This is a genomic window from Pseudolactococcus insecticola (assembly GCF_011170065.1).
Taxonomy (GTDB): domain Bacteria; phylum Bacillota; class Bacilli; order Lactobacillales; family Streptococcaceae; genus Pseudolactococcus; species Pseudolactococcus insecticola.
This window is the reverse complement of record NZ_BLLH01000001.1, coordinates 88,808-102,294: the sequence shown is the minus strand read 5'-3', so window position 1 is coordinate 102,294 and position 13,487 is coordinate 88,808. Positions and strand designations below refer to the sequence as shown.

Annotated in this window: 16 protein-coding genes; 3 read left to right on the top strand and 13 right to left on the bottom strand. The window is 42.9% G+C overall.

Going from position 1 to position 13,487, the window contains the following annotated elements; all coding sequences use genetic code 11:
* Positions 1-111: 111 nt before the first annotated feature.
* The 3 genes from Hs20B_RS00590 to mnmA all read right to left on the bottom strand — a co-directional run bounded on the left by Hs20B_RS00590 (position 112) and on the right by mnmA (position 2,335).
* Entirely contained in the window at positions 112-609 is a 498-nt protein-coding gene (locus tag Hs20B_RS00590; RefSeq protein ID WP_172354570.1) for a YehS family protein, read from the bottom strand.
* An 89-nt stretch (positions 610-698) separates the two neighbouring features.
* Positions 699-1,139 carry a ClbS/DfsB family four-helix bundle protein gene (locus Hs20B_RS00585; protein ID WP_172354568.1) on the bottom strand — a complete coding sequence of 147 codons (441 nt, stop codon included), beginning with the start codon at positions 1,137-1,139 and terminating at the stop codon, positions 699-701.
* A 20-nt stretch (positions 1,140-1,159) separates the two neighbouring features.
* Positions 1,160-2,335, bottom strand: a complete 1,176-nt coding sequence (gene mnmA / locus Hs20B_RS00580; RefSeq protein ID WP_172355152.1) for a tRNA 2-thiouridine(34) synthase MnmA — start codon at positions 2,333-2,335, stop codon at positions 1,160-1,162.
* Positions 2,336-2,466: 131 nt separating this feature from the next.
* On the opposite strand from mnmA, the gene Hs20B_RS00575 reads away from it, so the two are divergent.
* The 3 genes from Hs20B_RS00575 to sdaAA are packed head-to-tail and all read left to right on the top strand — an operon-like array spanning position 2,467 to position 4,676.
* Entirely contained in the window at positions 2,467-3,108 is a 642-nt protein-coding gene (locus tag Hs20B_RS00575) for an HAD hydrolase-like protein (RefSeq protein WP_172354566.1), read from the top strand.
* Positions 3,105-3,776: an L-serine ammonia-lyase, iron-sulfur-dependent subunit beta gene (gene sdaAB / locus Hs20B_RS00570; RefSeq protein ID WP_172354565.1), complete on the top strand. Its 672-nt coding sequence runs from the start codon at positions 3,105-3,107 to the stop codon at positions 3,774-3,776. Before Hs20B_RS00575 ends, sdaAB begins: the two co-directional genes overlap by 4 nt.
* Before the next feature lie 30 nt (positions 3,777-3,806).
* Complete coding sequence (gene sdaAA, locus Hs20B_RS00565) at positions 3,807-4,676, top strand: L-serine ammonia-lyase, iron-sulfur-dependent, subunit alpha (protein WP_172354563.1); 870 nt, start codon at positions 3,807-3,809, stop codon at positions 4,674-4,676.
* 119 nt (positions 4,677-4,795) lie between these two features.
* On the opposite strand, the gene Hs20B_RS00560 is transcribed toward sdaAA, so the two are convergent.
* The 10 genes from Hs20B_RS00560 to Hs20B_RS00515 form a co-directional block, all read right to left on the bottom strand.
* The gene (locus tag Hs20B_RS00560) at positions 4,796-5,218 is read right to left on the bottom strand and encodes a F0F1 ATP synthase subunit epsilon (protein WP_172354561.1); all 423 of its coding nucleotides are present in this window, start codon (positions 5,216-5,218) and stop codon (positions 4,796-4,798) included.
* Between the two features lie 13 nt (positions 5,219-5,231).
* The gene (atpD, locus tag Hs20B_RS00555) at positions 5,232-6,644 is read right to left on the bottom strand and encodes a F0F1 ATP synthase subunit beta (RefSeq protein WP_172354559.1); all 1,413 of its coding nucleotides are present in this window, start codon (positions 6,642-6,644) and stop codon (positions 5,232-5,234) included.
* 92 nt (positions 6,645-6,736) lie between these two features.
* On the bottom strand, positions 6,737-7,612 hold the full coding sequence (locus tag Hs20B_RS00550) for a F0F1 ATP synthase subunit gamma (RefSeq protein ID WP_172354557.1): 876 nt from the start codon (positions 7,610-7,612) through the stop codon (positions 6,737-6,739).
* 12 nt (positions 7,613-7,624) lie between these two features.
* On the bottom strand, positions 7,625-9,130 hold the full coding sequence (gene atpA / locus Hs20B_RS00545; protein ID WP_172354555.1) for a F0F1 ATP synthase subunit alpha: 1,506 nt from the start codon (positions 9,128-9,130) through the stop codon (positions 7,625-7,627).
* Positions 9,131-9,231: 101 nt separating this feature from the next.
* Complete coding sequence (locus tag Hs20B_RS00540; protein WP_172354553.1) at positions 9,232-9,759, bottom strand: F0F1 ATP synthase subunit delta; 528 nt, start codon at positions 9,757-9,759, stop codon at positions 9,232-9,234.
* 2 nt (positions 9,760-9,761) lie between these two features.
* Positions 9,762-10,268, bottom strand: a complete 507-nt coding sequence (gene atpF, locus Hs20B_RS00535; RefSeq protein ID WP_172354551.1) for a F0F1 ATP synthase subunit B — start codon at positions 10,266-10,268, stop codon at positions 9,762-9,764.
* Between the two features lie 18 nt (positions 10,269-10,286).
* Positions 10,287-11,000: a F0F1 ATP synthase subunit A gene (gene atpB / locus Hs20B_RS00530; RefSeq protein ID WP_172354549.1), complete on the bottom strand. Its 714-nt coding sequence runs from the start codon at positions 10,998-11,000 to the stop codon at positions 10,287-10,289.
* 102 nt (positions 11,001-11,102) lie between these two features.
* Positions 11,103-11,303 (bottom strand): ATP synthase F0 subunit C, encoded by a 201-nt coding sequence (atpE, locus tag Hs20B_RS00525; protein WP_172354547.1) that lies wholly within the window; start codon positions 11,301-11,303, stop codon positions 11,103-11,105.
* Positions 11,304-11,444: 141 nt separating this feature from the next.
* Positions 11,445-12,233: an alpha/beta hydrolase gene (locus Hs20B_RS00520; RefSeq protein WP_172354545.1), complete on the bottom strand. Its 789-nt coding sequence runs from the start codon at positions 12,231-12,233 to the stop codon at positions 11,445-11,447.
* A gap of 37 nt (positions 12,234-12,270) precedes the next feature.
* Positions 12,271-13,398 carry a cation:proton antiporter gene (locus Hs20B_RS00515; protein ID WP_172354543.1) on the bottom strand — a complete coding sequence of 376 codons (1,128 nt, stop codon included), beginning with the start codon at positions 13,396-13,398 and terminating at the stop codon, positions 12,271-12,273.
* Positions 13,399-13,487 lie beyond the last annotated feature (89 nt).

Genomic DNA, 13,487 nt, shown 5'->3' with positions numbered 1-13,487 from the left:
TAAAAACAGCCATATAAAAAGTCAAGTACACGAAAAATAGCGAACTATCTTTTCGGGTACTTGACTACCTGACATATGATATTTACATTTTAGCAAAAACTGGCCTTGCGGTCAAGCCTTTTTGCCGCGATAATCAAGTGCCATCCCCTTGAGCAAATTTCTCAAGATTTGGTCTCCTGCAGGCTTATAGTTGCGATGACTTTTATTACGCAAAATAGCGGAAAGCTCGCTTGCAGAGACTGTTTTGCCAGCCTGTGCAAGAAAATCTTGCAGGTGATCTGTCGTATAAGTCATGGCTATCTTGATTTTCTTGATCGTGACATTGTTAATCAGCGCATCGCTTGTCATATCAAACGTCACAGGCACTTCTTTCCCGTCTTTATCAAGTTTTACACCACGTTGACTAATGATGAAACCATTTAAAAAACGCTCTAAATTCTCACGAGATAAGGCTTCATCACGGGCTGTATCAGGCTCTTGCTTCTTTAAGATGACACGGAGTTCTTCTAGGGTAAGCGTCAACCCGCCCAAGGCAAAAATATCTAGCATATCGCTATCTTTGATGTCAAACGTGTAGCGCAGACGAATTAAAATATCATTATTGTTCATACCTTTGATTATACCAAAATACTTAGTAAAATGACGGCTATCAATATTTTTAGACAAAAAAAGCGTCAAAAGACGCTCTCCGATATCGTTTAATCGCTCAACATCTCAACACCCCAAGGGTAGTGGTTGGTTGTGATCAGCTCAAACGTTTTGGTTAGATTTTCAAGTGTTTCAGCGTCAAATTTATCGTTTGATAAGTCTGACTTGAAAAGTTGTACGGCTTTTTCGTGGTTGACTTTTAGCTGCGAAATTGCAGCCTCATAGCTCACAGTTTGTGCCGTTTCAAAAAAGGCTTGATTGAGTTCCTGAAAATTATCCCAGCTGTAGCCTTCAGGCATCAGATCAGCTGCTGGATTTTCAAGCAGATTAATCAGCAATTCTTGCCATTTGACAAGGTGCATGAGACTATCACGTGGCACATTGTCCCGTTCAGATGCTGTGATTGCTTTCGCTTCATCAGTCGCTGCAATCACGTCAAGTAATTTTTCAAGCGACGCATTTGACGCTGAAATGATTTCTTCAACTTGCATAACATACTCCCTTTTCCATTTTATTGATATTGCATAACTTGCTCGTTTTTGTAAGCATGGTCAATCATAGCACCACCGAGACATTCCATACCATCGTAAAAAACAACGGCTTGCCCTGGTGTAATCGCACGCACTGGCTCATCAAAAATCACTTCAGCCTTGTCCCCGTTGACACGGACTGTTACACCAGTGTCAGCTTGACGATAGCGGAATTTAGCTGTGCAATGCATCTCAAATGTATCAGGCATATCACGAGTGAACGATAAGTCGCTCGCATCAAGACTTGTCGAGTACAGCGCTTCATTGTGGAAACCTTGCCCAACATAAAGCACGTTTTGTGACAAATCTTTGCCTACAACAAACCAAGGTTCGTTATCGCCGCCTTGTTGTCCGCCGATGCCAAGTCCACCACGTTGACCAATAGTATAGTACATCAAACCAGCGTGTTCTCCCATATCACGACCATCAAAAGTGACCATACGGCCTTTTTGAGCTGGCAAATATTGGCTCAAGAAGTTTTTGAAATTCTTTTCTCCGATAAAGCAGATGCCTGTTGAATCCTTTTTTTTAGCCGTTGCAAGCCCAGCACGTTCAGCAATTTTGCGAACTTCTGGTTTTTCCAGATGACCAAGCGGGAACATCACTTTTTGGAGTTGTTCTTGTGAAAGCTGACTGAGGAAATAAGACTGATCTTTATTGTCATCAGCACCACGAAGCATGTGAACTGTCCCGTCCTCATCGCGCATTACCTGCGCATAGTGACCTGTCGCCACATAATCTGCACCCAGACTTGTTGCATAGTCAAGAAACGCTTTAAATTTGATTTCCTTGTTACACATCACATCTGGATTTGGTGTACGTCCTGCACGATATTCGGCAAGAAAATACTCAAAGACACGGTCCCAGTACTCTTTTTCAAAGTTGACCGTATAATAAGGAATGCCGACTTGGTCAGCTACAGCAGCAACATCTTTATAGTCTTCTGTTGCTGAACAGACACCAAACTCATCGGTATCATCCCAGTTTTTCATGAAGATCCCAACGACATCATAGCCTTGCTCCTTGAGCAAAAGCGCTGTGACGCTTGAATCTACACCACCACTCATGCCGACAACGACACGCGTTTTTGAATTATCATTTGTCAAAATAATAATCCTCCCATCAAATTTTATTTGGTTGCCAAAATAGCGCACCATGTTAATAAATCGCTTTGAAGGGCGCAATTAACTATTATAGTCTATCATAAAACGAACATTTTAGCTAGATTGGGGATTGGGATATTTGGCTATACTACCCAAAATCAGCCGCATCATGTTAAAATAGAACCATGAAACTTAAAAATATATTTTTCGATCTAGACGGGACGATTGTTGAGAGTTCACTTGGCATCAAAAATGGTTTCCGATATACATTTGACAAGCTCAATTACCCTCAGCTTGACGATCAAGTTTTAAATACTTTTATTGGGCCACCGCTTGAAGCAACTTTTTTGGACTTGTCTCACGGCGATGAAACTTGGGCTGCGCTTGCGACCAAGACTTACCGTGAGTATTATGGAGCTAAGGGGATGTTTGAGGCGACTGTTTATGACGGCGTCCTTGAGACTTTATCAGACCTGCGCGCGAGTTCACACAAGCTCTATATTGCGACCTCAAAAAACGAAGCCGTCGCACTCAAAATGCTCGATGCCATGTCTCTGACCACAGCCTTTGACGGCATTTTTGGTAGCACACCCCTTGCCCATTCAAAAACGCTGGTGCTTGATAAGGCGCTGACGCTGACGTCGTCAGAACGCAAGCACTCCGTCATGATTGGCGATCGCGACTATGACATTATCGGCGGTCTGGAAAATAGCGTTGCCCGCACAATCGGTGTACTTTGGGGATTTGGTGATAAAAACGAGCTCGAAAAAGCTGGCGCCTCTGACATTGTTGCAAAACCACAGGAAATTTTAGGAGTTATCAAATGAGAAACTTAAAATTCAAGTCTGTTTTTGATATTATTGGTCCTGTCATGATTGGTCCGTCAAGCTCGCATACGGCTGGCGCCGTGCGGATTGGCAAGATTGTCCATGCCATTTTCGGTGAAAAGCCGACCGAAGTCGAGTTTCATCTCTATCAGTCATTTGCCAAAACCTATCGTGGCCACGGGACAGATCTCGCATTGGTTGCAGGCGTACTTGGCATGGATACCGATGATGCACGGATTCCTCAGGCACTTGAACTTGCTGACCAGGCGGGAATCAAGGTTTTTTGGAACATTCACAAGGAAGAAAAGGCTGATCATCCAAATACCGCCAAAATTAAAATCAAATCCGATACTAAAACAATGACGATCAAGGGCATTTCTATCGGTGGTGGCACCATCCAAGTCACTGAGCTAAATGGGTTTAATATCGCGCTCAATATGAATACCCCAACCTTTATCATCGTCCATCAAGATGTGCCAGGCATGATTGCCAAGGTCACCGAGTGCCTGTCAAAAAACAAAATCAATATTGCTCAGATGAATGTGACCCGTGAAAATCTCGGTGAAAAAGCCATTATGATGATTGAGGTGGACTCGCATGACGTCTCTGATGCGCTTGAAGAAATCCGTCAGATTGACAACCTGCATAACGTCAACTTTTTCGACTAACTTTCCCGACCCAAACAGAAAAGAGGCCCTATGTTTTATACGATAAATGACTTAATCACTCAGGCAAATCAAGCACACCATGGCAGCATTGCTGAACTCATGATTGCCGTTGAGATGGAAACATCAGGTCGCACACGTGCTGAAATCCGGGCATTGATGACCCGTAATCTTGAGGTCATGATAGACTCTGTCAAGGCTGGTTTGACCAATCAAAAATCTCGCAGTGGTTTGACAGGTGGGGATGCCTTAAAAATGGATACCTATATCAAATCAGGCAAGACATTGTCAGACGTCACCGTCCTATCCGCCGTCAGAAATGCCATCGCCGTAAACGAGTACAACGCGCAAATGGGCCTAGTCTGTGCGACACCAACAGCTGGTTCTGCTGGCTGTGTCCCCGCAGTTTTGATTAGTGCAACTGAAAAACTAGGGCTTTCTACAGAACAACAGCTTGACTTCTTATTTACTGCTGGCGCCTTTGGCATTGTCATTGCAAATAACGCAAGCATTTCTGGTGCTGAAGGTGGTTGTCAGGCTGAGGTTGGATCAGCCAGCGCAATGGCTGCTGCTGCACTCGTGCAAGCAGCGGGCGGCACTGCCTTTGAAGCCAGTCAGGCATGTGCCATGGTCATCAAGAACTTACTCGGACTCATCTGTGACCCCGTCGCAGGACTTGTTGAAGTCCCCTGTGTCAAACGAAATGCCATGGGGGCAAGCCTAGCTTTTATCTGCGCTGACATGGCACTTGCTGGTATCCAGTCAAAAATACCAGTTGATGAAGTCATCAACGCCATGTATCAAGTCGGACTCGCCATGCCATCCGCCTTTCGTGAAACAGCTGAAGGTGGACTCGCCGCAACACCAACTGGACAAAAGTTACAAGCTGAAATATTTGGCTGAAAATCCTGCTATGTTAAAAAACAGCTCAAAACTTCTGAGCTATTTTTTATTGACATTTTTTTAAAAGACTATGAAATATCACGGTATCTAAAAAAACTCCTAAAATCAGGAGTTTTTCACTATTTGTGGCCAGAAACATTCAAACGGTTAAGGGCACGGTGAAGTGCGACTTCAGCACGTTTGACGGCGTCTATATCACTTTGTTTTTCAGCTTCTTGCAGTTCATTTTCAGCGCGACGTTTGGCACGTTCTGCACGTGTCACATCAATATCGCGATCCCGTTCAGCTGAATCGGCTACGATTGTCACCAAGTTATTGCGTACTTCGACGATGCCACCATTGACTGAAATCCAGTCAACGTGCTCTTCATCGTCAACACGACGTACTTTCAACTCATCAATGCGCAATGACGCAATGGTTGGGATCATATGAGGCATAACCCCCATTTCACCATCAACAGTTGACAAAAGCACGAAGTTGGCATGGTGTTCATAACAAATTCCGCCTGGCGTGATAACTTGGACAGTCATTTGGTCTGCCATATTTCAGACCTCCTTAATAACCCATCTTCTTAGCTTTTTCAATCACGTCTTCAATCGGACCTACGCTACGGAAGGCATCCTCAGGAAGTTCGTCATATTTACCAGCCAAGATGTCTTTGAAACCTTTAACAGTTTCTTCAACGGGTACATAAGACCCTGGCTGACCTGTAAATTGTTCAGCCACGTTGAAGTTTTGAGACAAGAAGAACTGCATACGACGGGCACGACCAACGAGCGTTTTTTCTTCGTCAGAAAGCTCATCCATACCAAGAATGGCGATAATATCTTGCAATTCACGGTAACGTTGGAGCACACGTTGCACTTCAGTTGCGACAGCATAGTGTTCTTCACCAACAATTTCTGGTGTCAAAGCACGTGAGCTTGATGCCAACGGGTCAACGGCTGGATAAATACCTTGTTGTGTTAATTTACGCTCAAGGTTAGTCGTTGAGTCCAAATGGGCAAAAGCTGTTGCTGGCGCAGGGTCAGTATAGTCATCGGCAGGGACATATATCGCTTGGATTGACGTTACTGAACCTTTTTTAGTAGACGTGATACGTTCTTGCAATTGACCCATTTCAGTTGCCAAAGTTGGTTGGTAACCAACGGCTGATGGCATACGACCAAGAAGGGCAGAAACTTCAGAACCTGCTTGGGTGAAACGGAAAATGTTGTCAATAAAGAGCAACACGTCTTGACCTTCAACATCACGGAAATATTCCGCAATTGTAAGACCCGCCAAAGCAACACGCATACGTGCGCCTGGTGGCTCATTCATCTGACCAAAGACCATGGCAGTTTTTTCGATAACGCCTGATTCTTTCATTTCTTCGTAAAGGTCATTACCTTCACGAGTCCGTTCCCCAACACCTGTAAACACTGAAATACCACCATGTTCTTGGGCAATGTTGTGGATCAATTCTTGAATCAGAACGGTTTTACCAACACCGGCACCACCGAAAAGGCCAACTTTACCACCTTTAAGATAAGGCGCAAGTAAGTCGATAACCTTAATCCCAGTGACGAGAATTTCGTTTGATGTTGACAATTCATCAAAAGCTGGTGCTTTTTGGTGAATTGGACGACGTTCAAAGTCGTCACCAAATTTTTCTTCAAGGTCAATCGTGTCACCGATAACGTTGAACACACGGCCTAGCGTTTCTTTACCTACTGGTACGCTGATTGCTTTACCAGTATCCAAAACGTCAAGTCCACGTGTCAAACCATCAGTAGACTCCATGGCAATGGTGCGGACAACGCCGTCACCAAGCTCAAGTGCTACTTCAAGCACGATTTTAGTTTTTGTACCATCGCCGTTGTCTTTGTAGACAATCAGCGCATTGTTAATCTCAGGAAGATTTTCCCCGCTTGTAAACTGTACGTCTACAACTGGTCCGATTACCTGTGAAATTTTTCCAGAGCTCATATTACCTCCTGTATTAAGATATTGACATGATGCAGCGATTGCCTTACCAGTCAATTTATTTTTAGCTTTTGTATCCAGTTACCAACTATTGGTTAATCCAAAGCACTTGCGCCCGCAACAATCTCAGTGATTTCTTGCGTAATGGCAGCTTGACGTGCACGGTTATACTGGATAGTCAGGTCGCTAATGACGTTTTTCGCGTTATCAGTGGCCGTTTGCATCGCTGTCATCCCTGCGGCATGTTCAGCAGTTTTCGCATCAATGATGCTTCCGTAAATCATGCTTTCAGCGTATTGGGGCAAAAGTTGCTCCAATATCTTATCGCGGTCAGGCTCGAGCTCAAACGGTTGACGGTAAGACTTGGCTTCATTTTCATCCAAATCAGAAATCGGCAACATTTTTTCAACACGAACTTGGCTGGTCAATGAGTTGACATGGTGATTATAACAAACGTACAATTCATCAAATATTTCATTTTGATACAGATTGACAGACTTATTGACGATGTTACGCACTTCATCGAAAGTCGGCTGATCTGACAAACCACGCAATTCGTATGATACATCAATACCATGAGATCTGAAGAAATCAGCTCCCATGCCACCTAGTGCGATAATGACGTACTCGTCTTGATTTTCGTGGTCATCTTTTAGCATCTGCATGACAGATTTCAAAATAGATGAGTTATAGCCCCCAACCAAGCCTTTGTCAGACGTGATCACGATATAGCCTGTCTTTTTGATGGGACGTGTAATCAGCATCGGGTTAGTCGTTGCTGTAATCACTTGTGACGCCATCAAATCTGTTGTGATTGAACGTACTTTTTGCGCATAAACTTGAAAATTTTTCGCATTTTGTTCAGATTTTGTCAACTTAGCCGCTGATACCATTTGCATGGCTCCAGTAATCTGACTTGTTTTTTTAGTTGACGCAATTCTGACTTTGATTTCATTTAGTGAAGCTGGCATGGCAACCTCCCCTTACTTAAACGACGATGAGTCTTTGAAGTTTTGAATCGCTGCGTCCAATTTTGCTTCTTCAGGCAGATCTTTTGTTGTGACAATTGTATCAAGCAAGTCTTTATGATTGGCATCAAAGAAATCAAACAACTGTGTCTCAAAAGTCAAAATATCATCAACCGGTACTGTATCAAGGAATCCATGTGTTAAAGCATAAAGAATCAACACTTGGTATTGAACAGCAAGTGGGGCATGTAGCGGTTGTTTCAAAACTTCCACGGTTCTACGACCACGGTTGAGTTTGGCTTGTGTCGCTGCATCCAAATCGCTACCAAACTGTGTAAAGGCTTCGAGTTCACGGAATGACGCTAAGTCAAGACGCAAAGTCCCAGCTACTTTTTTCATAGCTTTGATTTGAGCGCTACCACCAACACGGGATACTGAAGATCCGGCATCAATGGCTGGACGAATACCTGAGTAGAAAAGGTCATTTTCAAGGAAAATTTGACCATCTGTAATCGAGATAACGTTCGTTGCGATGTAAGCTGAGATATCCCCTGCTTGCGTTTCGATAAATGGTAGTGCAGTCATTGACCCGCCACCAAGTTCATCAGAAAGTTTTGCTGCACGTTCCAAAAGACGTGAGTGCAAGTAGAAAACATCCCCTGGATAAGCTTCACGACCTGGCGGACGACGGAGCAAGAGTGACAGTTCACGGTAGGCAACGGCTTGTTTAGAGAGGTCATCATAGACCACCAAAACGTGTTTACCGTTATACATGAATTCTTCACCCATTGCAGCGCCAGCGTAAGGTGCGATATAAAGCAATGGTGAGGGTTGTGAAGCTGATGCTGTAACGACGATTGTGTAGTCAAGCGCACCGTATTTACGAAGCGTTTCAACTTGCGTACGGACAGTTGATTCTTTTTGTCCGATTGCAACGTAGATACAGATCATGTCTTGACCTTTTTGGTTCAAGATGGTATCAACCGCAATAGATGTTTTACCTGTTTGACGGTCACCGATGATTAACTCACGTTGACCACGACCAATTGGTACCAAGGCATCAATGGCTTTAAGTCCTGTTTGAAGTGGTTCAGCGACACTTTTACGTTGCATAACGCCTGGTGCTGCTGCTTCTACTGGACGTGTTTTGTCTGTTTTGATTTCACCTAAACCGTCGACTGGAATCCCGAGTGGATTCACAACACGACCGATAAGCGCTTCGCCAACAGGTACTTCCATGATTTTGCCAGTCCGTTTGACTGTGTCACCTTCACGAATGTCGCCGAATTCACCCAAAACGATGATACCAACGTCAGTTGATTCCAAGTTTTGTGCCATACCGTATGAACCGTTTGAAAACTCAAGCAATTCACCACTCATCGCATTTTCAAGACCATGGGCGCGGGCAATCCCGTCACCTACATAAGTCACGACTCCGGTCTCGGCGACCGAAAAATCAGGTGTGAAATTTTCAATTTGTTGTTTAATCAGTGAACTGATTTCATTAGCGTTAAAAGCCAAAGATTGTCGCCTCCTTCATTAAGTGTGATGCTCTCGTTTGATTTACCGAGGCACCTACACTATAGTCGTCTACCTTACCAAGCAAAGCTTAGCAGGCAGACTCATATGATAGTTTTCGCAATTTTATTTAACTGCGATTTAATACTGGCATCGATGATTTTTCCGCGGGCGTTAATGATGACGCCACCCAAAATCTTATCATCAATGGTATTTGTAAGTGTTACTTCGTTGAGGTCAAATTTTGATTTGACTTTCTTCTCAACTTGATTGAGCTGTGTGTCATTTAGTGCGACAGCACTTGTAACAACAACATCAGAAATCTTGAAGAGCTGATCTGCTTGATTTCTGACTTCTTTTAGGATCACTGGCAAGAGACTGAGACGTTTGTTAAGTTCGACGGTTTTCAAGAAATTTTTGAAAATATCTGACGAGACGTCTTCGAGATTTTTTGCAACAGCTATTTTTTTATCATCAGAATAGGCAACATCTGAAAAGAATGTTGACAGATTTGATGATTGAATGACTTGGTCAAAGTTTGCAACTTCTTGCAAGACAGCATCAAGCTGATTGCGTTCTTGTGCGACTTCAAGCAAAGCCTTGCTATATTTTTGGGCAACAACGAGAGACATACTTAATCCCCCAATTTTTCCAAATAGCTATCAATCAAGCTAGACTGCGCTTTAGCGTCTAAGCTTTGACCGATGAGCTTTTCTGCGATTTTCACTGAAATATCAGCGACATCGCCTTTGATACCTGAAATCGCTTCTTTTTTAGATTGTTCGATTTCTTCGTTGGCACGTTGTTTCGCACGCGCCGCATCTTCAGCAGCCTCAGCAGCAATTTTAGCTTTGTTAGCTTGTGCTGTTTCAGTTGCATTGCTGATGATGGCACTTGCTTCATCGCGAGAACCTGCTAATTCAGTTTCGCGTTGTGCAGCTAATGCTTCAGCTTTTTGACGCGCAATTTCGGCATTATCAATGTCATTTGAAATTTTTGTTGCACGTTCTTCAAACATTTTAGTAATGGTACCCCATGCAAACTTTTTGATCAAAATCAAAAGAATGATGAAGGCCCCGCTAGCTACGATGATGTTACCGAGCCCGGTATTCTTCGGAGCAGCTTCCAAAATAATAGACATGAACTTCTACTCCTTTCTTTAATGTTCTGCGGATACTTTATGGCTAATGTACATAGTCGTAAGTAAGACAAATACGTAAGCCTGAAGGCCTGAGATGAACAGTGAGAAACCTGTCCAAGCAACCTCAAGAATAATGGCAACTGGCATCATAAACCAATGTGAATTACCCATACCTACAAGCAAACCAAGCATGACTTCGCCAGCAAAAATGTTACCATACAAACGCAAGCCAAGTGACAATGTGTTTGTAAATTCTTCCAAGATATTCATTGGAAGCATAGCAGTTGGTGGTTTCAAAAAGGCATTTTTTACATAACCTTTGAAACCAAATTTTTGGGCGCCTAGGAAGTTGGCTAAAACAATCACCATGAGTGCTAAAGTCAAATCCACAGCAGCATTTGCTGTTGGTGATTTCCAAAGCGACACGTCTTGACGTGTATTTAGCTTAGTCACAAGCCCCAGAACATTTGAAATCAGTAGGAAAGAAAACAACGTAAAACTTAAAAGTGTGTATCTCGGACCTTCGCTACTGCCAAGGTTTTCTTTGCCGATACCTTCAACAAAGTCAATCACCCACTCAAGCACATTTTGTTTTCCCTTTGGTTTAAGTGTCATGTTACGGCTCGCCCAAAAGACAAGTCCAAAGACAATGACAACAACGAGGGCTGTCATCATCGTAACCGTGCCATCAAACCAAATCGGTCCTATGTGAAAACTTAGTGTTTTATCCATATCCTACCTTTCCATTTTTATTGTAAAATCTGGTTTGAAACTCAAACCTTTACGCTGTCATCATGATGACAACATCTTTTGCAACCATTTATTTTCTAAAAATTAGAAGATAAATGCCATGGCAAGGGCGATAAAGAATGTACCTTCGGCGAAGGCAATCCCCAAGAACATGTTGACACGGAGTTTTGCTTCCATTTCCGGTTGGCGTGCAACAGAGTTGATAAATGCTGACACGACAAGACCATCACCGATGGCGGCACCAAGAGCACCAAGACCAATCGCAATTACGGGAATAGCTGACATTAAAATACCTCTTTTCTATTTTTGGACTTTTGCCCAAATCTTCTTAACAATAGAATTTTAGACCTTTTTTGAACTAATGTCAAATAAAAAATCAGTCTTAAGACCGATTTTCTGAAATAATTTGAAAAATCATTTTCAAACTCAAGAAAGACGCGCTTCTTGGTGATAATCAATGGGTAAAAATTCTAGCACGCGATCAATCATTTTTTGCCAATAATACCATTCGTGTGTGCCGTCTGCTGTTTCATAGGTAATGTCAAATCCTTTATCAGCCAGATCTTTGACGGCAGAATTATTTGCTGCATATAAAAAGTCTTGGCGACCACACCAAGCGTATAGTCTCGGTTTATTTTCTTTATCAGGAAAATCTGCGGCTAATTTTTGGATAGCATTATCAGACATGTCAAACTTATCTAAATCACCAAAAATCCCTGTCCAGTAAGTCTCGTTACCAAGCGCTTTTTTATCAAGATTTTCAAATGAAATCGCACCTGACAAACTCGCTGCATAGGAAAATTTATTGGTTGAAAGCGCTATTTTAAAGGCGCCATAGCCACCCATAGATAAACCCGCAATAAAGTTTTTATCTCGTTTTGTTGATAAGTTTGGAAAGAAATTATGAATGACTTTTGGTAATTCATCGACGATGGCATCGTAATATCTAGCACCGTAGGTCGTATTGGTGTACCAGGCGAGGTCAGTTGATGGCATGATGACAGCTAGGTTGGTATTTCTAACTAAACGCTCGATCCCTGCACGCTTGAGCCAGGTGTTATGGTTACCTGACATACCATGTAACAAATAAAGGACAGGAATATCTGTCAAGTCTGGATTTTCTTCTACTAATTTGACTGATTCTGGGTAGATAACATTGACGTTTCGATCCATTCCCAAAATTTCTGAATAATATTCAATTTGCATTAGGGCCATGGTAGGACCACCTTTCTCAATAAATTTACTTGTCAGATTAACTTTTACCGATGCTTAGTTTGATCAAAAAGGGTGCAATCACGGTTGATAAAATAATGACAACGACAAGTTCGCTATATATTGTTCGATCAATCAGCTGTGAAGCTAGGCCAATCTGTGTGACGATGAGCGCCATCTCCCCACGACTCACCATGCCACTGCCGATAATCATGCTCTCACGCGCATTAAATCCGAAACCACGCCCGACTAGAAAGCTCGGTATCAGTTTCGTCAAGATAGCTAAAACTGTTAAAATCAGGATGAAAATCGGATTTTTGACTATGCCATCAAAACTGATGGGCAGCGCAATGGTCACAAAGAAAATCGGGATAAAAAAGATGTAGGCAACGGTACTGATGTTGGTTTCAATCTTTTCAGCCATCTTGGTCTGACCGATGGCAACACCTGCAAAAAAAGCACCTATGACAGCACTCATGCCAACCGAATCGGCGAGGAGCGACAACATAAAGCAAATCAGCAGACTCACTGATGTGTACTTGGCATAGACAGGTAGCTTGTCCACAAAGCGATAAATCACAGGAATGATACGATAAACAACAGCTAAGGCGAGTAAAAAAGCGACCTGTAACAAAAGTTTGGTGCCGATATGACTGCTACTGTCTTGCGAGCTCATGAAAAAGCTCAAAATCAATACAGCCAAGATGTCATCGACAACTGCTGCACCCAGTATAACAGTGCCAGCCTTGGACGATAGCTTGCCGTATTCTTGCAGCACTTCTACCGTGATCGAGACGCTTGTTGCAGCAAAAACGATGCCATAAAAAATGGCAACAGGCGTCTGATACCCCAGCAGATAGGTTAAGCCAGCGTAGGCAAACAAAGGGACAATCACGCCCATAATCGCAATCACAAGACTTGGCCTGAAGTATTTTCTAAGTAAGCTCAGATCACTTTCAAGCCCTGCCAAAAACATGAGCAAGATCACACCGACTTCAGCTAAGAATGCCAACGTATGTGTTTCATGAATCAAACCAAGTACGCTCGGTGCAAGGATAATCCCAACTAAAAGTTGTCCGACAACCGCAGGGATGCCAATTCGTTTTGAAATAATCGTCGCAAACAGACTGACAACTAAAATCAAGGTTATTTGTGATAACTCTTGCATGACGACCTCATTTCTATTTGATATAACTCATAGTGTATGACGGCTAAAGCGTCATTATTTATTCATTATATCACATTTTGACGGCTAAA